General features: G+C 73.4%; 20 protein-coding genes and 1 pseudogene. 12 read left to right on the top strand and 9 right to left on the bottom strand.

Annotation, left to right across the window (positions count from 1 at the left end; translation table 11 throughout):
• The first annotated feature begins 299 nt into the window (after nt 1-299).
• Both K7G60_RS05055 and K7G60_RS05050 read left to right on the top strand, forming a co-directional pair.
• The gene (locus K7G60_RS05055; RefSeq protein ID WP_225799628.1) at nt 300-1,640 is read left to right on the top strand and encodes a transcriptional regulator; all 1,341 of its coding nucleotides are present in this window, start codon (nt 300-302) and stop codon (nt 1,638-1,640) included.
• Nucleotides 1,641-1,702: 62 nt separating this feature from the next.
• A complete protein-coding gene (locus K7G60_RS05050; protein ID WP_225799568.1) occupies nt 1,703-2,233 on the top strand; it encodes an NUDIX hydrolase in 531 nt (176 codons plus the stop codon).
• 132 nt (nt 2,234-2,365) lie between these two features.
• On the opposite strand, the gene K7G60_RS05045 is transcribed toward K7G60_RS05050, so the two are convergent.
• A complete protein-coding gene (locus tag K7G60_RS05045) occupies nt 2,366-3,226 on the bottom strand; it encodes a 3-hydroxybutyryl-CoA dehydrogenase (RefSeq protein ID WP_225799567.1) in 861 nt (286 codons plus the stop codon).
• A 229-nt stretch (nt 3,227-3,455) separates the two neighbouring features.
• Between K7G60_RS05045 and K7G60_RS05040 the strand changes: the two genes are divergently transcribed.
• Nucleotides 3,456-4,709: a glycoside hydrolase family 10 protein gene (locus K7G60_RS05040; protein ID WP_374115587.1), complete on the top strand. Its 1,254-nt coding sequence runs from the start codon at nt 3,456-3,458 to the stop codon at nt 4,707-4,709.
• A gap of 4 nt (nt 4,710-4,713) precedes the next feature.
• Here K7G60_RS05040 and K7G60_RS05035 read toward each other — a convergent pair whose 3' ends face one another.
• Both K7G60_RS05035 and K7G60_RS05030 read right to left on the bottom strand, forming a co-directional pair.
• Nucleotides 4,714-4,917, bottom strand: a complete 204-nt coding sequence (locus K7G60_RS05035; protein WP_225799565.1) for a DUF1918 domain-containing protein — start codon at nt 4,915-4,917, stop codon at nt 4,714-4,716.
• Between the two features lie 93 nt (nt 4,918-5,010).
• Nucleotides 5,011-6,057 (bottom strand): DMT family transporter, encoded by a 1,047-nt coding sequence (locus K7G60_RS05030; protein ID WP_225799564.1) that lies wholly within the window; start codon nt 6,055-6,057, stop codon nt 5,011-5,013.
• Here K7G60_RS05030 and K7G60_RS05025 point away from each other — a divergent pair.
• The 4 genes from K7G60_RS05025 to K7G60_RS05010 all read left to right on the top strand — a co-directional run bounded on the left by K7G60_RS05025 (nt 6,056) and on the right by K7G60_RS05010 (nt 9,934).
• Nucleotides 6,056-7,492 (top strand): PLP-dependent aminotransferase family protein, encoded by a 1,437-nt coding sequence (locus K7G60_RS05025; protein ID WP_225799563.1) that lies wholly within the window; start codon nt 6,056-6,058, stop codon nt 7,490-7,492. The two genes, K7G60_RS05030 and K7G60_RS05025, sit on opposite strands and share 2 nt — an antisense overlap.
• 103 nt (nt 7,493-7,595) lie before the next feature.
• The gene (locus K7G60_RS05020; RefSeq protein WP_225799562.1) at nt 7,596-8,057 is read left to right on the top strand and encodes a GNAT family N-acetyltransferase; all 462 of its coding nucleotides are present in this window, start codon (nt 7,596-7,598) and stop codon (nt 8,055-8,057) included.
• Between the two features lie 69 nt (nt 8,058-8,126).
• Nucleotides 8,127-8,702: a histidine phosphatase family protein gene (locus K7G60_RS05015; protein WP_030691956.1), complete on the top strand. Its 576-nt coding sequence runs from the start codon at nt 8,127-8,129 to the stop codon at nt 8,700-8,702.
• A gap of 68 nt (nt 8,703-8,770) precedes the next feature.
• Nucleotides 8,771-9,934 (top strand): methyltransferase, encoded by a 1,164-nt coding sequence (locus K7G60_RS05010; protein WP_225799561.1) that lies wholly within the window; start codon nt 8,771-8,773, stop codon nt 9,932-9,934.
• Between the two features lies 1 nt (nt 9,935).
• Here K7G60_RS05010 and K7G60_RS05005 read toward each other — a convergent pair whose 3' ends face one another.
• From K7G60_RS05005 to K7G60_RS04980, 6 genes and pseudogenes are all read right to left on the bottom strand, one after another.
• The gene (locus tag K7G60_RS05005; RefSeq protein WP_225799560.1) at nt 9,936-10,340 is read right to left on the bottom strand and encodes a VOC family protein; all 405 of its coding nucleotides are present in this window, start codon (nt 10,338-10,340) and stop codon (nt 9,936-9,938) included.
• Nucleotides 10,341-10,459: 119 nt separating this feature from the next.
• A pseudogene (locus tag K7G60_RS05000) lies at nt 10,460-10,795 on the bottom strand (ATP-binding cassette domain-containing protein); the annotation flags it as partial.
• 180 nt (nt 10,796-10,975) lie between these two features.
• On the bottom strand, nt 10,976-11,917 hold the full coding sequence (locus K7G60_RS04995; protein ID WP_225799559.1) for a nuclear transport factor 2 family protein: 942 nt from the start codon (nt 11,915-11,917) through the stop codon (nt 10,976-10,978).
• A gap of 85 nt (nt 11,918-12,002) precedes the next feature.
• Nucleotides 12,003-13,328: a M48 family metalloprotease gene (locus K7G60_RS04990; RefSeq protein ID WP_225799558.1), complete on the bottom strand. Its 1,326-nt coding sequence runs from the start codon at nt 13,326-13,328 to the stop codon at nt 12,003-12,005.
• Between the two features lie 164 nt (nt 13,329-13,492).
• Nucleotides 13,493-14,947, bottom strand: a complete 1,455-nt coding sequence (gene argG, locus K7G60_RS04985) for an argininosuccinate synthase (RefSeq protein WP_225799557.1) — start codon at nt 14,945-14,947, stop codon at nt 13,493-13,495.
• Between the two features lie 184 nt (nt 14,948-15,131).
• Complete coding sequence (locus K7G60_RS04980; RefSeq protein WP_225799556.1) at nt 15,132-15,725, bottom strand: hypothetical protein; 594 nt, start codon at nt 15,723-15,725, stop codon at nt 15,132-15,134.
• Between the two features lie 138 nt (nt 15,726-15,863).
• Here K7G60_RS04980 and argC point away from each other — a divergent pair, with 138 nt between their 5' ends.
• The 5 genes from argC to K7G60_RS04955 are packed head-to-tail and all read left to right on the top strand — an operon-like array spanning nt 15,864 to nt 20,709.
• Complete coding sequence (gene argC / locus K7G60_RS04975) at nt 15,864-16,892, top strand: N-acetyl-gamma-glutamyl-phosphate reductase (RefSeq protein WP_225799555.1); 1,029 nt, start codon at nt 15,864-15,866, stop codon at nt 16,890-16,892.
• On the top strand, nt 16,889-18,055 hold the full coding sequence (argJ, locus tag K7G60_RS04970; protein ID WP_225799554.1) for a bifunctional glutamate N-acetyltransferase/amino-acid acetyltransferase ArgJ: 1,167 nt from the start codon (nt 16,889-16,891) through the stop codon (nt 18,053-18,055). The genes argC and argJ overlap by 4 nt, the downstream gene beginning before the upstream one ends.
• Nucleotides 18,052-18,975: an acetylglutamate kinase gene (gene argB / locus K7G60_RS04965; RefSeq protein ID WP_225799553.1), complete on the top strand. Its 924-nt coding sequence runs from the start codon at nt 18,052-18,054 to the stop codon at nt 18,973-18,975. The genes argJ and argB overlap by 4 nt, the downstream gene beginning before the upstream one ends.
• A complete protein-coding gene (locus tag K7G60_RS04960) occupies nt 18,972-20,171 on the top strand; it encodes an acetylornithine transaminase (RefSeq protein ID WP_225799552.1) in 1,200 nt (399 codons plus the stop codon). Before argB ends, K7G60_RS04960 begins: the two co-directional genes overlap by 4 nt.
• Before the next feature lie 7 nt (nt 20,172-20,178).
• Nucleotides 20,179-20,709, top strand: a complete 531-nt coding sequence (locus K7G60_RS04955) for an arginine repressor (protein ID WP_030214728.1) — start codon at nt 20,179-20,181, stop codon at nt 20,707-20,709.
• The last annotated feature ends 10 nt before the right edge of the window (nt 20,710-20,719 follow it).

The raw sequence follows: 20,719 nt of genomic DNA, 5'->3' as shown, positions 1-20,719 counted from the left end.
GCCGCCCGCCCCGCCACGGAGTGTCGGGCAGATCAGCGGGGCGGGCGGCGCGGACCGGGCGGCCGCACTGTACGAGGGGGAGCCGGCGGCCCGGTCGTCGCCTTGCGGCGAGAAGCACAGTCAACCGGGACCGGGACGGGCGTGGCAGAGTACGCGGACCGGGAGAACGGGTACTTCGTTCACACCCCGTGTGAAATCACCGGTACGGGGGGCTTCCGTTCGGTTCGCCCCGCATGAATTCGGCCACCGCTACGCTGAGTTCACCGAGCGGAGCGGCCATGCGAGCGACCGGAGCGGCCATGCAGCCCAACACCTTGCTCGACGCCCTGCTCGACGAAGCGGGCGTCTCGAACGCCGGCCTGGCCGCGCACGTGAACCGGGCGGGGCGGGCCCGGGGCCTCGCCCTGCGGTACGAACACACCGCCGTGGCCCGCTGGTTGAAGGGGCAGCGGCCGCGCGGCCAGGTGCCGGACCTGATCTGCGAGGTGCTCGCCGCCCGGCTGCACCGGCAGGTCACCCTGGACGACATCGGCCTCGGGGTGCCGGGCGGCCCGCCGCCGGCCGGCGGTTCGCCGTTGTCCGGCTTCGTGGAGCGGGCGGCCGCGCTGTGGCGCTCCGACGAGCAGCAGCGGCCGCACATCGTGGCCGCCCCGGCCGTCACCGGCACGCAGGCGGTGATGCCGGTGTGGGAGTGGGAGAACCCGCCGGAGGACGTGGACGTCTCGCGTACGGGCCGGACGGCGGTCTCGGCGGCCGACATCGCCGTCCTGAGCGCCGCCCGGTCGCACTACGAGCAGATGTACCGAAGGGCGGGCGGCATCGCGACCCGGGCGCGGATCGTCGGCTTCCTCAACGCCGAGGCCGCGCCGCTGCTCCGGGGGGCGTACAGCGACGCGCTGGGGCGCCAGTTGCACCGGGCCGCCGGCGGGCTCGTCGCGGTGGCCGGAATCTGTGCGTACGACGCGGACGCGCACGGCCTCGCCCAGCGCTACTTCCACCAGGCGCTGCGGCTCGCGAAGGCGAGCGGGGACCGGGGCCTCGGCGCGTACGTGATCGCCCTCCTCGTCAATCAGTCGCTGTTCACCGGGGAGTACCGGCAGGCCGTGGCGTTCGCGGAGGCGGCGCTGCGGGCGGCGGGGCGGCAGATCACCCCGGCGCTCGCCGCCGACCTGACGGCGATGCAGGCGAAGGCGTACGCGCATCTGGGCGACCGGGCCGCGGCGCTGGCCTGCATCCGGCGGGCCGAGGCGGCGGCGGAGCGGATCAGCCCGGGGGAGGAGCCGGTCGAGACCGGCTACGTCCAGCCGGGGTTCGTCAACGTCCAGGTGGCGGAGGCCCTGCTCGGTCTGGGCGAGCTCGAGGCCGCCCACGGGCACGCGTCGGCGGCGGTCGGCGTGCCCTCGCACGACCGGGGCCGGGTGCACCGGCTCGCCATGTTGTGCCAGATCGAGCTCCGGCAGGGGGAGGCCGAGGAGGCGGCGCGCACGGCGGTGGAGATGACGGAGCGGGCGCGGGGGATGGAGTCGCGGCGGCTGCGGGACCGGCTGACGCAGGTGCGGGAGCATCTCCTCACGAGCGACTGCGGGGAGGCCCGGGAGGCCGCCGCCCTCATCGAAGGGGCGCTGCGCGTTCCCCTCTGAGCCGCCAACTGCTGCGATATTGCCACCAAACAAGCACCGACCGATCGGAAGGTGGCAAGAACGTGCAGTGGACGAAACTCAGCGAACGCTCGGTCTATGAGAATCGCTGGTTCCGAGTGAACCTCGCGGACGTCGAACTCCCCGACGGCCGCCACCTCGACCACTATCTGATCCGGCTCCGCCCGGTCGCCGTCGCGACGGCCGTCAACGAGGCCGACGAAGTCCTGATGCTCTGGCGCCACCGCTTCATCACCGACAGCTGGGGCTGGGAACTGGCCGCCGGCGTCGTCGAGGACGGCGAGGACCCGGAGTCCGCCGCCGCACGCGAGATGGAGGAGGAGACCGGCTGGCGGCCGGGGCCGCTGCGCCATCTCCTCACCGTCGAACCCTCGAACGGCCTCACCGACGCCCGCCACCACCTCTACTGGGCGGAACGGGCCACCTACACCGGACCGCCCGAGGACGCCTTCGAGTCCTCGCGGAGGGCCTGGATACCGCTGAAGGAGATCCCCGAGATGATCGCCCGGGGCGAGGTCCCGGCCGCCAACATGGCCGCCGGACTGCTGATGCTCCACCATCTGCGCCTCGGCTGAGACGCGGAGCACGATGTGCCGGACGGCCCGTACCTGTGCGGGTGTACGGGCCGTCCGGCCGGAGCGACGGCGTCAGGGGTCGGACGCCGGACTCCGGGTCTGGGGGCGCTCCTTTTCCAGGAGCACGGGGCCTCAGGAGTACGGGTAGAAGCCCGAGCCCGTCTTCCGGCCCAGCCGGCCGGCGTCCACCATGCGCTGGAGCAGCGGGGGAGCGGCGTACAGCGGCTCCTTGAACTCGGAGTACATCGAGTCGGCGATCGACGCGATCGTGTCCAGGCCGATCAGGTCGGAGAGCTTCAGCGGGCCCATCGGGTGGGCGCAGCCGAACTCCATGCCGTTGTCGATGTCCTCGCGGCTCGCGATGCCCGACTCGAACATCCGGATCGCCGAGAGCAGGTACGGCACGAGCAGCGCGTTCACCACGAAGCCGGAGCGGTCCTGGGCGCGGATCGCGTGCTTGCCGAGCACCTTCTCCGCGAAGGCCTGGGCCCGGCTGATCGTGCCCTCGGAGGTGGTGAGGGCCGGGATCAGCTCGACGAGCTTCTGCACGGGGGCCGGGTTGAAGAAGTGGATGCCGATGACCTGGTCGGGGCGGGAGGTCGCCACGGCCAGCTTCACCAGCGGGATGGAGGAGGTGTTCGAGGCCAGGATGGCGTCCGGCCGGGTGATCACCTGGTCGAGGACCTGGAAGATCTCGGTCTTGACCTGCTCGTTCTCCACGACCGCCTCGATGACGAGGTCGCGGTCGGCGAACTCGCCCAGGTCGGTGGTGAAGCTGAGGCGGGCGAGCGTCGCGTCCCGCTCCTCCTCGCTGATCTTGCCGCGTTCGGCGGCCTTCGCCAGCGAGTTGTAGAGCCGTGTGCGGCCGATCTCCAGCGCCTCGCCGGTGGTCTCGGCGACCTTCACCTCGAGCCCGCTCCGGGCACACACCTCTGCGATGCCCGCGCCCATCTGGCCGCAGCCCACCACTCCGACGCGCTCAATGTCGGCCATGGAGTCCGTCACCTCGTGCCTTTCGCTCTTCTCCGGCGGCGGGGGCCCGTGTGATTCCGGGTGCGTCCGCCTCTACCCCCACGACGTTACCGCTCATTAACCGATGATCGATCGTCCGCAGTGGGCATGCTGTCCCGGAGGGTGTGACGTATCCGACAGAGGAGGGGGACAAGTGCGGCCTTTCGGCAGAAGAGGGTTCGTGACCGGTGCCACCGGAGCGGTGCTCGCCGTGACCGGAACGACAGGAGCGGTCCTCCCGACGACGGGCACGGGGGGTTCCGCGCTTCCCGTGACGGACTCGGAGGCGACGACGGCGGCCGACGTCGCTCCCGCGGCGCGCGGGAAGCCGCACCGCGGGCGGGAGTTCCGCGGCATGTGGCTGGCGACGGTCGCCAACCGCGACTGGCCCTCCCGCGCCGGGCTGACCGCCGGACAGCAGCGCGCCGAACTCCTCCGCCACCTGGACACGGCGGCCGAGCGCCGGCTCAACACGGTGGTCCTGCAGGTCCGGCCGACCGCCGACGCGCTGTGGCCCTCGCCGTACGAGCCGTGGGCGCAGTACCTGACCGGCACGCAGGGCCGGGACCCCGGCTGGGACCCGCTGGGCACGGCCGTCGACGAGGCCCACGCCCGGGGGCTCGAACTGCACGCCTGGTTCAACCCGTACCGCGTGGCGAACCACACGGACCCGAGCCGGCTCGTCGCCGGCCATCCGGCCCGGCTCCACCCGGAGTGGGTGCTGCCCTACGGCGGGAAGCTCTACTACAACCCGGGGCTGCCCGAGGTCCGGGGCTTCGTCCAGGACGCGATGCTCGACGCGCTGCGCCGCTACGACATCGACGCCGTGCACTGGGACGACTACTTCTATCCGTACCCGGTGGCCGGACAGGTCTTCGCCGACGACGAGGCGTACGCGCGGTACGGCGGGGACTTCCCCGACAAGGCGTCCTGGCGGCGAAACAACACCGACCTGCTGGTCTCGGAGATGTCCGCCCGGATCAAGGAGATCGACAGGCACACGGCCTTCGGCATCAGCCCCTTCGGGGTCTGGCGGAACATCGCCACCGACCCGGAGGGCTCGGACACCCGCGCCGGCGTCCAGACGTACGACGACCTGTACGCCGACACCCGGAAGTGGATCCGCGAGGGCTGGATCGACTACGTGCTGCCGCAGCTCTACTGGAACATAGGGCTGCCCGCCGCCGACTACGCCAAGCTGCTGCCCTGGTGGGACGCGGTGGTCCGGGGCACGGGAGTCGGCCTCTACATCGGCGAGGCGCTCTACAAGGCGGGCGATCCGGCCCAGCCCGCGGCCTGGCAGGACCCGGGGGAGCTCTCACGCCACCTGGAGCTGGCCGGCACGTACCCCTCGGTCGGCGGCCACTGCTACTTCTCCGCGAAGGAGGTCTCGGCGGACCCCATCGGGGCGATGACCACCGTGGTGGCCGATCATTACCCGACCAGGGTCCGCCCGCCGAAATAGGGACTCAGCCGGTCCCCGCCTCCGGACGGTGGCGTACGACGGTGTCGGGCCCCGGCGACATCAGCGCCTCGTGACCGTCGTCGTCGAACCTCACGCGGTACGGGGGGGTGCCGTTCTCCCCCAGTACCTGCAGGACCTGGGCCGTGCGGTCGTGGTGACCCACGGTCCGGCCGTGTACCAGCAGCTTGTCGCCCACGCTCGCCTGCATCGGGCTGACCTCCTCGCGACCGGGCCGGTCCTGCCCCGTACTGCGCAGGGCCTCTGTCTGCCATTGTGACCCGCTCCGCCCGGATTCGTCGCGTCAGCTCTTCGCCCGCTGGGTGACCGCGATGCAGACCAGGACCGCCACCGCGGCGACCGGGGCGGCCAGCGGCAGGCTCTCGCCGAGCAGGAAGACCGACCAGAACAGGGTGAGGAGCGGCTGGGCCAGCTGGAGCTGGCTGGCCTTGGGGATGCCGATCGCGGCCATGCCGCGGTACCAGACGTACAGGCCGAAGAAGGTGGAGCCGGCGGCGACCCAGACGAGGCCGATGACGCCGTGCGCGTTCAGGTGGACCGGCTCGATCGACAGCGTGACGGCCGAGGCGACGGCCATCAGCGGCAGGCAGAGGACCAGGGCCCAGCCGATGACCTGCCAGCCCGGCATGAGCGCGGCGAGCCGGCCGCCTTCGGTGTAGCCGGCCGCGCACACGAGCAGCGCCCCGAAGAGGTACAGGTCCCCCGTGGAGAACGAGCCGCCGCTCTGCTGGAGCGTGAAGCCCAGCACCACCACGGCGCCCGAGACGGCCGCGATCCAGAAGGTGCGGGACGGCCGGCGCCCGGTCCGCACGGCGGCGAGGGTCGCGGTGGTGAGCGGCAGGAGGCCCACGACCACGGCGGCGTGCGAGGTGGTGGAGGTCTGCAGGGCCAGCGTGGTCAGGAGCGGGAAGCCGATGACGACACCGCAGGCGACCACCGCGAGGCCCGCCCAGTGGCGCCGCGCGGGCAGCGGCACCCGGCCCGCGAGGAGGAAGGCCCCGGCGACGAGCGCGGCGAGGGTGGAGCGCACGGCCACCAGCGACCAGGGGCCGAAGCTCTCCAGGCCCCAGACGGTCGACGGGAAGGTGAGGGAGAAGGAGATCACGCCGAGCCCGGCGAGCAGCGTGCCACGGGACCGGGGGTCGGCGGCGGCGCGGGCCTCGGCGGCGGACCCGGTGCGGGCGCCGGCGGAGCGGGCGGACCCGGTGCGGGTGGCGTCGGCGCCGGTGGGCCCGGTCCCGGAGGCGGTGCCGGCGGACTCGCTCCGGAGGGATCCGGTGGCGGTGACCGCTATCGTGGTCGGGGCGGTAGCGCTATCCTGTGTTCTCATGCATGAGCGTAGCAGTGTGGCCGAACTGGCGAAATCCCTGAGGATGGAACTGGACCGCTACTCTCCCGGTGGGAAACTGCCATCGAGTCGAGCGCTGGTCGAGCGTTACCGCGTCTCCCCGGTCACCGTCACACGGGCCCTCGCCCAGCTCGCCGCAGAGGGGCTCGTCGTCACCCGCCCCGGCGCCGGCGCCTTCCGCGCCGAACCGCGCACCCCCACCCCCGTCGTCGGCGACACCTCCTGGCAGGAGGTCGCCCTCAGCGCCGACAGCGCCACCGAACTCGTCCCCCGGGCCGTCGACGCCTCCGGCGTCCTCGTCACCCTCTCCGCGCCCCCGCCCGGCGTGATCGAGTTCAACGGCGGCTACCTCCACCCCTCCCTCCAGCCCGAGAGCGCCCTCGCCGCCGCCCTCGCCCGGGCCGGCCGCCGTCCCGGCGCCTGGGGCAGGCCGCCCACCGACGGCCTGCCCGAACTGCGCGAATGGTTCGCCCGCGAGATCGGCGGCAGCGTCACCGCGGCCGAGGTCCTCGTCACCGCCGGCGGCCAGTCCGCGATCAGCACCGCCCTGCGCGCCCTCGCCCCGCCCGGCACCCCCGTCCTCGTCGAGTCGCCCACCTACCCGGGCATGCTCGCCGTCGCCCGCGCGGCCGGGCTCCGCCCCGTCCCCGTGCCCACCGACACCGACGGGGTGCGTCCCGAACTCCTCGAAGCGGCCTTCCGCGCCACCGGCGCCCGCGTCTTCGTCTGCCAGCCGCTCTTCCAGAACCCGACCGGGACCACGCTGCGACCCGAACGCCGCCGGGAGGTCGTCCGCATCGCCCGTGCCGCCGGGGCCTTCGTCGTCGAGGACGACTTCGCCCGCCGCCTCGTCCACGAGGACGCGGCACCGCTCCCCGCGCCGCTCGCCGCGGAGGACCCCGACGGCGTCGTCGTCCACGTCCGCTCGCTCACCAAGATCACCTCGGCGAGCCTCCGCGTCGGCGCCCTCGCCGCCCGCGGGCCCGTCCTGGAACGGCTGCGCGCCATCCAGGTCGTCGACAGCTTCTTCGTCCCCCGGCCCCTCCAGGAGGCCGCGCTCGAACTCGTCGGCTCCCCGGCCTGGCCCCGCCACCTCCGCGCCGTCGCCCAGGAACTCAGGAGCCGCCGCGAGGTCATGACCGGCGCCCTCGCCCTCCACCTCCCCGAACTCGCCCTCCCGTACGTCCCCTCCGGCGGCTACCAGCTCTGGCTCCGCCTCCCCGACAGCCTCCCCGAGGCCTCCCTCCTCGCCGCCGGCCTGCGCGCCGGGGTCACCGCGGCCCCCGGTCGCCCCTACTTCTGCGCCGAACCCCCCGCCGGCCACATCCGGCTGAGTTTCGCGGGTGTCGCGGGCCCCACGGAGATCGTCGAGGGCGTGCGCCGCCTGCGGACGGCGGTGGACGAGCTCACCGGCTGACCCCGGGGGCGGGCCGCGCCGGACGCCGGCGCGGCCCGCCGCCGTCCTCGGCCCGGGGCAAATTCGCCTGACAATCTCCCGCACCCCCTGGAAGCCTTCGCCCATGAGCGACAGCACCATCCCCGACACCCCCGTCAGCCCCGTCATGCACGGGTCGTACGAGATCTCAGCCGACCCCGCCCGGATCGACGCGGCCCGCGTCCACCACTGGCTCTCCAACGACGCCTACTGGGCGCTCGGCCGACCTCGGGAGAAGCAGGACAGCGCCATCGCGGGCTCGCTGAACTTCGGCGCCTACCACCGGGAGACCGGCGAGATGAGCGCCTACGCCCGCGTCGTCACCGACTACGCCACCTTCGCCTGGCTCTGCGACGTCTACGTCGACCACCCGGCCCGTGGCACCGGCCTCGGCACCGCACTCGTCACCGCCGTCCGCGACCACCTCGCCCCGTACGGACTGCGCCGCATCCTGCTCGCCACCGCCGACGCCCACGGCGTGTACGAGAAGGTGGGTTTCACGCCACTGCGGAATCCGGACAAGTGGATGGCTCTCGGGCAGCAGTGAGCCCGGCCCCCTCCCGTCCCCGCGAACGACCCCTTGACCAGCGGGACCACCGGCCTCACGATCGCGGCCATGAGTCTTCGGGTGACGCTCGTCACGGCGGCACGCAGCTCCTCCCTGCTCGCCGAACGCTTCGACGACGACCGGCCGCTCGACGAGGCCGGCTGGTACGAGGTGCAGCAGGCCGCGCCCGCGCTCATCCCGCTCGGCGCGGCCGAACTGCGCTACTGCTCCCCGACCCCGCGCAGCCGTGCCACCGGCACCGCCCTCGGCTACGCGCCCCTCGCCCAGCCCGCGCTCCGGGACTGCGACATGGGCCGCTGGCGCGGTCTGACCCTCGCCGAGGTCGCCGCCCTCGAACCGGCCGCCGTCGACGCCTGGCTCACCGACGCCCGCACGGCCCCGCACGGCGGCGAACCCCTCCTCGCCTTCATCACCCGCATAGGGAACTGGCTCGACACCCGCCCCGCCGAGGACGGCTCCATCGTCGCCGTCGCCGAACCCTCCGTCGTCCGGGCCGCCCTCGTGTACGCCCTCAAGGCCCCGCCCGCCACGTACTGGAACGTGGACGTCCGTCCCCTCTCCACCGTCACCCTCACCGGCCGCCCCGGCCTCTGGCACCTCCACCTCGCCACCGCCCCGTGTTAGGGCCTGATCCGAACGACAGGCCCTGACCGCGAGAACCGGCGGCCCCGACCGGCTAGCCTGAGAGCACGATGAACCGTTTGAGCACGTCATGGGGCGCCTTCACGCTGACCCGCTTCCCCGAGGACCCGCGCGACCAGCTGCGCGCCTGGGACGCGTCCGACGAATACCTCCTCGGGCACCTCGCCGAGGCCGGGACCGACCTCTCCGGCACCGTCGCCGTCCTCGGCGACCGCTGGGGAGCCCTCGTCACCGCACTGCAGGCCGCGGGACCCCGCGAACTCGTCCAGATCACCGACTCCTACCTCGGCGGACAGGCGACCCGGGCCAACCTCGCGCGCGCCGGAGCCGCCCCGGACGCCGTCCGGCTGCTCACCACCCAGGACCCGCCGCCCGAGCGGATCGACGTGCTCCTCGTCCGGGTCCCCAAGAGCCTCGCGCTCCTGGAGGACCAGCTGCACCGGCTCGCACCCGCCGTGCACGAGGACACCGTGATCGTCGGCACCGGCATGGTCAAGGACATCCACACCTCCACGCTCAGGCTCTTCGAGCGGATCCTCGGTCCCACCCGCACCTCCCTCGCGGTGAAGAAGGCCCGGCTGATCCACACCACCCCCGACCCGGCCGCCACGCCGGGGCCGAACCCCTGGCCGTACCGCTACGACCTCCCGGCCGACACCCCCGCGCCCGGCCTCCCCGGACTGACCGTCACCAACCATGCCGGGGTCTTCTGCGCCGACCGCCTCGACATCGGCACCCGCTTCTTCCTCGCGAACCTGCCGGGCGGGCTCGGCCGGGCCCGGGTCGCCGACCTCGGCTGCGGCAACGGCGTGGTCGGCCTCGCCGTCGCCCTCCACGAACCCGAGGCGGAACTGGTCTTCACCGACGAGTCGTACCAGGCCGTCGCCTCGGCCGAGGAGAACTTCCGCACCCACGTGGGCCCGGACCGAAAGGCCGAGTTCCTCGTCGGCGACGGGCTCACCGACCTGCCCCCCGGCTCGGTGGACCTCGTCCTCAACAACCCGCCCTTCCACAGCCACCAGGCCACCACCGACCGCACCGCCCGCCGGATGTTCGCGGACGCGCGGCGCGCGCTGCGGCCCGGCGGCGAACTGTGGGTCATCGGCAACCGGCACCTCGGCTACCACGTCACGCTCCGCCGGATCTTCGGCAACAGCGAACTCGTCGCCGGTGACCGGAAGTTCGTGGTCCTGCGCGCGGTGCGCACCTCCTAGTTCATCTGGTCCAGTTCCGTGAGCACAGGACGAGCCGGTATCCGTCGGGGTCCGCGACGGTGACGCCGTGCTCGTCCCAGTACGGGTTGTGCGCGGGCACCCGCGTCCCGCCGACGGCGAGCAGCCGCTCCACCTGCTCCTCCTCGACGGGCGCGCCGAGGTAGACGACGAACAGGTCCTCGACGGTCGGGGCGGGGTCCACCGGGTGCTCGGGATCACGGGTCAGCTCGAAGTGCCAGCTCCCGTCCGGAGGTCCGACCATGAGCAGGTCGTGCTGCCCGGACACCCGCTCGGTGCTCCGCCACTGCACCTCGAGGCCGAGCCCGTCGACGTAGAACCGCTCGGCGGCGGCGAGATCCCGCGAAGGGCGGGCGACCCGAACCCGGGTCTGCGCATCGATGATCATGCCTCCAGGCTAGGGCGCCCCGGCCGCGGTGGCACTCGGGGATTCCCCTCTCCCGTCACGGACTTGACCCTGACGCGCGGGTCAGGGTTCACGGTCCCGCCGCCCTGCCCGCCCCGGTCCTACGCCAGGGCGACCAGCTCCCGCTGCTCCGCGCTCCACAGGTCCTCGTCCGCGTCCGGGAGCAGCAGGACCCGCTCCGGGCGCAGCGCGTCGATCGCGCCCTCGTCGTGCGTGACCATCACGATCGCGCCCGGACAGGTGCCCACCTCCGCCAGGACCTCGTCGCGCGACGCCGGGGCCAGGTCGTTGGCGGGCTCGTCCAGGAGCGCACGTCGGCGCCGGAGCAGGGTCGTCTTGCCGGCGCCGTTGCGGCCGACGAGACCGATCCGGTCGCCGGGGGCGACGTGGAAGGAGACGCCGGACAGCAGGAACCGGGCGCCGAGGCGCACGTCGGCACCACGAATGGTGATCATGGGGTAACGCTCCGAAGAAAGTGAGGGCGCGCGGGTGGCGTGAGTGCGGGTCCTCAGCCAGGAGATTCGGGGCGTGGAGATGCCGTCGAGGCTGACGAGCCGTGCCGCCGGGCGCACCGGATCTCCTCCCGGCCGTCCCTCCGGGCGCACCCCATGCCTCACTCAGCTGTCGGGAAAGACCAGGTCGAGCGCGCGCACCCGGTGCTCCCCGCTGGTCAGGGAGAGGACGACGATGCGGTCCCGGCGGAGGGTGGCGCCGACCGCCGAGACCGGCCGGCCGGCGGCGAACCCGACCGCGCCGACGGCCCCGTCGACCAGCGCGGGCCGGGACGCGTCCGCGCCCCGCGCGAAGTCCGCGGCCGTCTTGGCGACCGCGGCGAACCCGTGCACCGGGCCGCCCTCGGAGTACGCCACGACGTCCGGGTCGAGGACGGCCGCCAGCGCGCGGGCGTCACGCGCGCGTGCGGCCGCCAGGAAGCGGTCCACCACCGCGCGCTGCCGTCCCCGCTCGCCCTCGGTGCGGGCCGCCCCGCCGCCCCGGAGCCGCTCCCGCGCCCGCCGGGCCAGCCGCACCGCCGCGTCCGGGGAGCCGCCGATGATCCGCGCGGTCTCGCACGAGGGCAGCCCGAACGCGTCGTGCAGGACATAGGCGAGCCGCTCGTCACCCCCGAGCCTCTCCAGCATCACGAGCAACGCCAGCCACAGGGAGTCGACGTCGCGGCGCGGGTCCGCACCGCTCCCGGTGCCTGCCTCCCCGGCCCGTGGCGTCTCCCCGGCCCGCGGCGCCTCCCCGGCCCGTGGCGTCTCCCCGGCCCGCGGCGCCTCCCCGGCCCGCGGCGCCGGCCCGCCCTCGTCGGGCCCTCCGCGCCGCCGTCCCTCCGCTCCCCGCGCCTGGAGCCCCCGCACGCACGCCTGGCCCACGGCCGCCGTCAGCCAGGCGCGTACCGTCGCACCGTCGTCCCGCCCGAGCTCCGCCCGCGCCGCCGCGAGCGCGGCCTCGGCCTGAGCCGGGGAGCCCGTGATCCGCAGCGCGACGGCCCGCAGCTGCTCCTCGTGGGCGTCGAACCGCCCGGCCAGGGCGGTCAGAAACGTGTCGTCGTGCATGGCGCCTCACTCCTCGTCGGTTCCGTCACCGCGTTGACGCGAGGACCCGCCGGGATGTGACAGCGACCGCCCCAGGAGCGCGGGATCAGCGCCGTACGAGCTCCCGGGCCACGCTCCGCCTTGCCGGGGCCAGTTCCGCGTCGACCTCCGCGGCCCGCGCCGCGTCCAGGACGAGGACGGCGGGGACCGGGACGCCCCGCGTCAGCCGCAGGCGCCGCAGATGGGTGGGCGGGTGCGTCGAGTCCACCTGGTGGCCTCGCCGCTCCGCGACCCGGCGCAGCCGCTCGCACTCGCGCTCCGGAACCGACGCGGCGTGCGCGGCCAGACGCTCCCACAGGCCCTCGGACGGATCCTCCCGGCGGGCCGCGCCACCGATCCGGGTCCGTGCCGCCACGGACTCGCGGCGCAGCTCGCCGCCGACGCTCCCGCCGATGAGGAGCCGGTCCATCAGCCCGGCCGCCGCCTCCGTGCCCCCGGCGCGCGCGGCGGTCGAGTCGGCGAGGTACTCGGCGCGCTGCGACTGGCGCAGGGTCAGGTGCTCCAGGAGGGCGAGGACGCCGTCGACGAGCAGCCGGGGCAGGGCGGTCGCCAGGTTCACGAGGTCGTCGGCCAGGCCCTGGGCGGACACCGGGGCCAGCGTGTAGCGCCAGGTGCCGAGCGACTGGAACGCGCCGCCGACGAGCAGGGAGCGGCGGGTGTCCCCGTGGGCGTAGTGCCCGAACTCATGGCCCAGGAGCGCGATCCGCTCCTGCGGGGACAGGATCTCCCACAGGCCGAGGCCGATGTGGAGCACGCGCTGCTGCCGGATGCCGTACGTGGTGACCGACGCGTTCACGTCGGCGTCGACCACCACGGCCCGTACGCCCGTGGTGCCGGCGGTTCCGGCGACCTCGTCGAGCAGGGCGAAGAGCCGGGGCGCGTCCGCCCGGCGCAGGAGCACCCGGTGGCTCCCGTCCTTCGGGAGGCGGCCGAACCGGGGCCGGAGCACGACGGCGAGGCCGAGCAGGAGGGCCCCGACCAGGGGCAGGGCGCCCCTGCCCGCGACGACCAGCCAGAGGCCGCCGGCGAGCAGGGCCAGGGTCACGCCGTGGATCGTCACCGCGAGGGCCGTGGCGAGCAGGCCGGCCGTCCCGGGCCGGGGCCGGGCCTCCGCGCGGTCCGCCGCCCCGCCGGGCGCGGTCCCGGCGGCCGACTCCGACAGCTCGGCGAGGAGCTGCTCCCCGTACTGCTGCGCGAGGCGCTGCCGAAGGCGCTCGATCCGTCCCGGCGTCTCCTCGTCCCGCACCTCGGGGTCCACGTTCCACTCGCACCCGGCGCACCAGGTGACGTACCGTCCCCCCGCGGCCACGGGCTCCCCGCACTCGGGGCAGTCTCTTCCCGCCGTCCGGACCGCGTCCGCCGTCTCCGTCATCCCGCACTCCCCACCCCGGCGTGCCGCACGCGGTACGCCCTGTTCCGTTCCGCGCAGACAGTAGCGGGCCCCGGCGACCCCCCCCGCGAACCGCTTCGACCAGCGGAAAGGCCGGTCCGACACAAAGGTGTCGAACCGGCCTTCCGTGGCGGTGGTGCCGCGCGTCAGTCCGTGCCGAACTCCATCGCGGCCCGGTCCAGCATCTCCTCCTCGCCGGAGACCTCGCCGCGGGAGGCGATGGCCTCGGCGCCGCCCTCGGGCATCTGCGGCATGGTGCCGATCAGCCCGGTCGCGGCCGCCTGGGCGGCACCGATGGCGGGGCTGCCGGTGCCGATCAGGCCGAGACCGGCGTACTGCTCCAGCTTGGCGCGGGAGTCGGCGATGTCGAGGTTGCGCATGGTGAGCTGGCCGATCCGGTCCACCGGGCCGAAGGCCGAGTCCTCGGTGCGCTCCATGGACAGCTTGTCCGGGTGGTAGCTGAACGCCGGGCCCGTGGTGTCGAGGATCGAGTAGTCCTCGCCGCGCCGCAGCCGCAGCGTCACCTCGCCGGTGACGGCGGCGCCGACCCAGCGCTGGAGGGACTCGCGGACCATGAGGGCCTGCGGGTCCAGCCACCGGCCCTCGTACATGAGCCGGCCGAGGCGGCGGCCCTCGTTGTGGTACTGGGCGAGGGTGTCCTCGTTGTGGATCGCGTTGACCAGGCGCTCGTACGCGGCGTGCAGCAGGGCCATGCCGGGGGCCTCGTAGATGCCGCGGCTCTTGGCCTCGATGATCCGGTTCTCGATCTGGTCGGACATGCCCATGCCGTGGCGGCCGCCGATGGCGTTCGCCTCCATCACCAGGTCGACGGCGGAGGGGAACTCCTTGCCGTTGATGCTCACCGGGCGGCCCTGCTCGAAGCCGATCGTGACGTCCTCGGTGGCGATCTCGACCGAGGGGTCCCAGAACTTCACGCCCATGATCGGGTCGACGGTCTCGACGCCCGTGTCCAGGTGCTCCAGGGTCTTGGCCTCGTGGGTGGCGCCCCAGATGTTGGCGTCGGTGGAGTACGCCTTCTCGGTGCTGTCCCGGTAGGGGAGGTCGTGGGCGAGCAGCCACTCCGACATCTCCTTGCGGCCGCCGAGCTCGGTCACGAAGTCCGCGTCCAGCCAGGGCTTGTAGATCCGCAGGTGAGGGTTGGCGAGCAGGCCGTAGCGGTAGAACCGCTCGATGTCGTTGCCCTTGAAGGTCGAGCCGTCGCCCCAGATCTGGACGTCGTCCTCGAGCATCGCCCGGACCAGCAGGGTGCCGGTGACGGCGCGGCCGAGCGGGGTGGTGTTGAAGTAGGCGCGGCCGCCCGAGCGGATGTGGAACGCGCCGCAGGTGAGTGCGGCAAGGCCTTCCTCGACCAGCGCGGCGCGGCAGTCGACCAGGCGCGCGATCTCGGCACCGTAGGTCTTCGCGCGGCCGGGCACCGAGGCGATGTCGGGCTCGTCGTACTGGCCGATGTCGGCGGTGTAGGTGCACGGGATGGCGCCCTTGTCGCGCATCCATGCGACGGCGACGGACGTGTCGAGGCCGCCGGAGAAGGCGATGCCGACGCGCTCGCCGGCGGGCAGGGAGGTGAGGACCTTGGACATGGGAAGAGTATGCATCATCGCGCATGGTCATGCAAAGGGGCGGCTCGCAGGGGCCTGAGCGCCTGCCGGTGGAAAGCCCGCGCGCCCGTCGGCGGAAGGCCCGCGCGCCCGTCGGCGGAAGGCCCGCCCTGCGGCGAGACCCGCGCATCCTCCGGCGCGGACCCGGCGCTGACCTGGCGCGGACCTAGTGCGGACCGCCCCGGAACAGCGCGCTGCCGGAATGGCGCGACCGGTCTGCGCGCTCGTGGGCCACGTCGGAGCGGTCGGCGGGGGCCGAGCGCCGGGCGAGGGCGCGGAGGGTCGCCAGGCCGGCCAGGACCTCGTCGCGGCGGGCCGCGGACTTCATCCAGGCCGGGAGCCGCGCGAACATCGCCAGTGTCGGGGAGGCGTGGCGGTGGCGCAGCCGTGCGCCCACGTACGCGGCGAGCGCGTCGACGTGCTCCTCGTCGTAGGCCCAGAGGACGCGTCCCGCGCAGCGGGTCTGCAGCCAGAGCGGCCGCCGGAAGAAGGGGTCCTCCGTGCCGCCGGGCGTCACGCCGATCAGGGCGGTGCCCCGCCGCTCGGCCGTCCACTCGGCGACCGCCCCGCAGCTTCCGCAGGTGAGCCGGCGGGGTTCGAAGAGCAGGTGTCGCGGCTCCGGGAGGCCGGGCCGGAGCGTGACGAGCGCGCGGCCCCCGCACCCGGGGCAGACGACGAGCACCCGCCGGGTGAAGTGGGCGAGCCAGGTGCCGTGGTCGTGGTGGCGGACCGGTCCGGGGCGCGCGGGCTCGGTGCTCATGGGAACACCCTGGCAGGCCGTGCGGGGACGGGCCACCGTATAAGGGCCGGGGGTGCGACGCCGGCCCCGCCTGCCCGGTGATCGTTGCATAAAAGTTCGTCGGTACGTATAGTCATGCCATCCATGAGGAGGGTTTCGATGACGGTACGAGTAGCAGTGGCGGGTGCGAGCGGATACGCGGGCGGAGAGCTCCTGCGTCTCCTCCTCGCCCACCCCCACGTGGAGATCGGGACACTGACCGGCCACTCCAACGCCGGCCAGCGACTCGGGGCCCTCCAGCCCCACCTGCTCCCGCTCGCCGACCGCGTCCTCGCGCCCACCACCGCCGAGGAGCTCGCCGGACACGACGTGGTCTTCCTCGCGCTGCCGCACGGCCAGTCCGCCGCCGTCGCCGAGCAGCTCGGGCCCGACGTGCTCGTCGTCGACATGGGTGCCGACTTCCGCCTCAAGGAGCCGGCCGACTGGGAGACCTACTACGGCTCCCCGCACGCCGGCACCTGGCCCTACGGCCTCCCCGAACTGCCGGGCGCCCGCGCCGCGCTGGAGGGGTCCAAGCGCGTCGCGGTCCCCGGCTGCTACCCGACGGCCGTCTCGCTCGCGCTCTTCCCGGCGTACGCGGCCGGTCTCGCCGAGCCCGAGGCGGTGATCGTCGCCGCCTCCGGCACCTCCGGCGCCGGCAAGGCCCTCAAGCCGCACCTGCTCGGCAGCGAGGTCATGGGCAACATGTCCCCGTACGGCGTCGGAGGCGGCCACCGCCACACGCCCGAGATGATCCAGAACCTCAGCGGGCCGGCGGGGGAGCGGGTCACCGTCTCCTTCACGCCCACCCTGGCGCCGATGCCCCGCGGCATCCTCGCCACCTGCACGGCCACCGCGAAGCCCGGCGTCACCGCCGAGTCCGTCCGGGCCGCCTACGAGAAGGCCTACGCGGACGAGCCCTTCGTCCACCTGCTCCCCGAGGGGCAGTGGCCGGCGACGTCGTCCGTCTACGGTTCCAACGCCGTTCAGGTGCAGGTCGCGTACGACGCGAACGCGAACCGGATCATCGCGATCAGCGCCATCGACAACCTCACCAAGGGCACCGCCGGCGGCGCGGTGCAGAGCATGAACATCGCCCTCGGTCTTCCCGAGGACACCGGACTTTCCACGATTGGAGTCGCTCCATGAGCGTCACCGCAGCGAAGGGATTCACGGCGGCGGGCATCGCCGCCGGGATCAAGCAGAACGGCAACCCGGACCTGGCCCTCGTGGTCAACACCGGGCCCCGCCGCGCCGCCGCGGGAGTCTTCACCTCCAACCGCGTCAAGGCCGCCCCCGTCGTCTGGTCCCAGCAGGTCCTCGCCGACGGCGAGCTGACCGCCGTCGTCCTCAACTCCGGCGGCGCCAACGCCTGCACCGGCCCCAAGGGCTTCCAGGACACCCACGCCACCGCCGAGAAGGTCGCCGAGGTCCTGAGCGCGCGGGGTGCGGAGGTGGGCGCCGGCGAGGTCGCCGTCGCCTCCACCGGCCTCATCGGCGTCCTGCTCCCCATGGACAAGCTGCTCCCCGGCGTCGAGACGGCCGCGGCCGAACTCTCCGAGTACGGCGGCGAGAAGGCCGCCATCGCCATCAAGACCACCGACACCGTCCACAAGACCTCCGTGGTGACGAAGGACGGCTGGACGGTCGGCGGCATGGCCAAGGGCGCGGGCATGCTCGCGCCGGGCCTCGCCACCATGCTCGTCGTCCTCACCACCGACGCCGACGTCGACGCCAAGGGCCTCGACGCCGCCCTGCGGACCGCCACCCGGCTCACCTTCGACCGGGTCGACTCCGACGGCTGCATGTCCACCAACGACACCGTCCTCCTCCTCGCCTCCGGCGCCGCCGGCGTCACCCCCGCGCAGGACGAGTTCGCCGAAGCCGTACGGACCGTCTGCGACGACCTCGCCCGCCAGCTCATCGGCGACGCCGAGGGCGCCAGCAAGGACATCCGCATCGAGGTGATCAACGCCGCGACCGAGGACGACGCCGTCGAGGTGGGCCGCTCCATCGCCCGCAACAACCTCCTCAAGTGCGCCATCCACGGCGAGGACCCCAACTGGGGCCGGGTGCTCTCCGCCATCGGCACCACGCGGGCCGCCTTCGAGCCCGACCGGCTCAACGTCGCCATCAACGGCGTCTGGGTCTGCAAGAACGGCTCCGTCGGCGAGGACCGCGACCTGGTCGACATGCGCTACCGGGAGGTCACCATCACCGCCGACCTCGCCGCCGGCACGGAGTCCGCCGTCATCTGGGCGAACGACCTCACCGCCGACTACGTCCACGAGAACAGCGCGTACTCGTCATGAGCAACACCGCGCGGAAGCACACCGCCCTCCCGAAGGCCCAGACCTTGATCGAGGCCCTGCCCTGGCTCACCCGCCACCACGGCAAGACCGTCGTCATCAAGTTCGGCGGCAACGCCATGATCGACGACGACCTCAAGGCCGCGTTCGCCCAGGACGTCGTCTTCCTGAGGCACGCCGGCCTCAAGCCGGTCGTCGTGCACGGCGGCGGCCCCCAGATCAACCGCGCCCTCGACCAGGCGGGCCTGGTCAGCGAGTTCAAGGCCGGCCTCCGGGTCACCACGCCCGAGGCCATGGACGTCGTACGGATGGTCCTCGCCGGCCAGGTCCAGCGCGAGCTCGTCGGGCTGCTCAACCAGCACGGCCCCTTCGCCGTCGGCATGACCGGCGAGGACGCCCACACCATCACCGCCACCAAGCACGAGCCGGTCATCGAGGGCGAGCGCGTCGACATCGGCCGGGTCGGCGAGATCACCGCCATCGAGACCGGAGCCATCGAGGCGCTCCTGGAGGACGGCCGGATCCCGGTCATCTCCTCCATCGCCCGCTCCCAGGACGACGGACATGTCTACAACGTCAATGCTGATACGGCGGCTGCGGCACTCGCTGCGGCGCTGGGTGCCGAGACCCTGATGGTCCTGACCGACGTCGAAGGCCTCTACGAGGACTGGCCGAACAGCGACGAGGTCATCAGCAGGCTGACCGCGAGCCAGCTGGAGAAGCTCCTGCCCGACCTCTCCAGCGGCATGGTCCCCAAGATGGAGGGCTGCCTGCACGCCGTACGGAACGGGGTCACCACGGCCCGCGTCATCGACGGCCGGGTCCAGCACTCGATCCTGCTGGAGATCTTCACCGACGAGGGCATCGGCACGATGGTCGTCCCCGACGGCAGGGGCGCTCAGAACGATCAGGGGGAGAAATGACCGGCAACACCGAGCTGACCCAGCGGTGGCAGGGCTCGCTCATGAACAACTACGGCACCCCCCGGCTGCCGCTCGTCCGCGGTGAGGGCGCCAGGGTCTGGGACGCCGACGGCAAGGAGTACCTGGACTTCGTCGGCGGCATCGCCGTCAACGCCCTCGGCCACGCCCACCCGGCGGTCGTCGAGGCCGTGTCGAAGCAGATCGCGTCCCTCGGCCACGTCTCCAACCTCTTCGTCGCCGAGCCGCCCGTCGCCCTCGCCGAGCGGCTCCTGGGCCTCTTCGGCCGGCCCGGCAAGGTCTTCTTCTGCAACTCGGGCGCCGAGGCCAACGAGGCCGCCTTCAAGATCGGCCGGCTCACCGGCCGCTCCCACATGGTCGCCACCGACGGCGGCTTCCACGGCCGGACCATGGGCTCCCTGGCGCTCACCGGCCAGCCCGGCAAGCAGACCCCGTTCCTGCCGCTCCCCGGCGACGTCACCCATGTCCCGTACGGGGACGTGGAGGCGCTGCGGGCCGCGGTCACCGAGGAGACCGCCTTCGTCATCATCGAGCCCGTCCAGGGCGAGAACGGCGTCGTCGTCCCGCCGGCGGGCTACCTCGAGGCCGCCCGGGAGATCACCCGCGCCACCGGCACCCTCCTCGTCCTCGACGAGGTGCAGACCGGCATCGGCCGGTGCGGCCACTGGTTCGAGCACCAGGCCCACGAGGGCGTCGAGCCCGACGTCGTGACGCTCGCCAAGGGCCTCGGCGGCGGCCTGCCCCTCGGCGCGACGGTCGCCTTCGGCGAGGCCGCGGAGCTCTTCGCGCCCGGCCACCACGGCACCACCTTCGGCGGCAACCCGGTCGCCTGCGCCGCCGGACTCGCCGTCCTGGACACCCTCGGCGCCGACGCGGCCCTCGACCACGTGAAGTCGGTGGGGGAGCGGCTGCGCCAGGGAATCGAGGGTCTGGGCCATCCGCTGGTCTCCCACGTCCGTGGTGCGGGCCTCCTGCTGGGTATCGTGCTCACCGGGCCCCTCGCACCCCAGGTGCAGCAGGCGGCCCAGGACGCCGGCCTCCTGGTGAACGCGCCCGCTCCCGACGTCGTACGGATCATGCCTCCGCTGGTCCTCACCGACGCCGAGGCGGACGCCTTCCTCCAGGCCCTGCCCGGGGTCCTGGACGAGGCGAACGGGCAAGGACGAACCGGAGAATGAGACGACGATGACCGACGCGCAGGAGAACGAGCACGGCGGGCCGTCCGTTCCGCAGACCCGCACCGCACGCCACCGCAGGATCGTCGACATCCTCAACCGGCAACCGGTGCGCTCGCAGAGCCAGCTCGCCAAGCTCCTCGCGGACGACGGACTGAGCGTCACCCAGGCGACGCTCAGCCGCGACCTCGACGAGCTCGGCGCGGTGAAGATCCGCAACACGGGCGGCGAGCTGATCTACGCGGTGCCCAGCGAGGGCGGCTTCCGCACCCCGCAGGCGCCGCTCGGCGAGTCCGCCAAGGAGGAGCGCATGCGCCGCCTCTCCGGCGAACTGCTGATCTCCGCCGAGGCCTCCGCCAACCTGGTGGTGCTGCGGACCCCGCCGGGCGCCGCACAGTTCCTCGCGTCGGCCATCGACCAGGCCGAACTCCACGCCATCCTCGGCACCATCGCGGGTGACGACACCCTGCTGCTCATCAGCCGCGACCCGGTCGGCGGCCAGGCGCTCGCCGACCACCTGCTGAAGCTGGCGCAGAAGTAGGGGACCCGGC

It is taken from the genome of Streptomyces sp. NK15101 (genome assembly GCF_020400725.1).
Taxonomy (GTDB): domain Bacteria; phylum Actinomycetota; class Actinomycetes; order Streptomycetales; family Streptomycetaceae; genus Streptomyces.
This window is presented reverse-complemented; position numbering and strand designations above follow the sequence as displayed.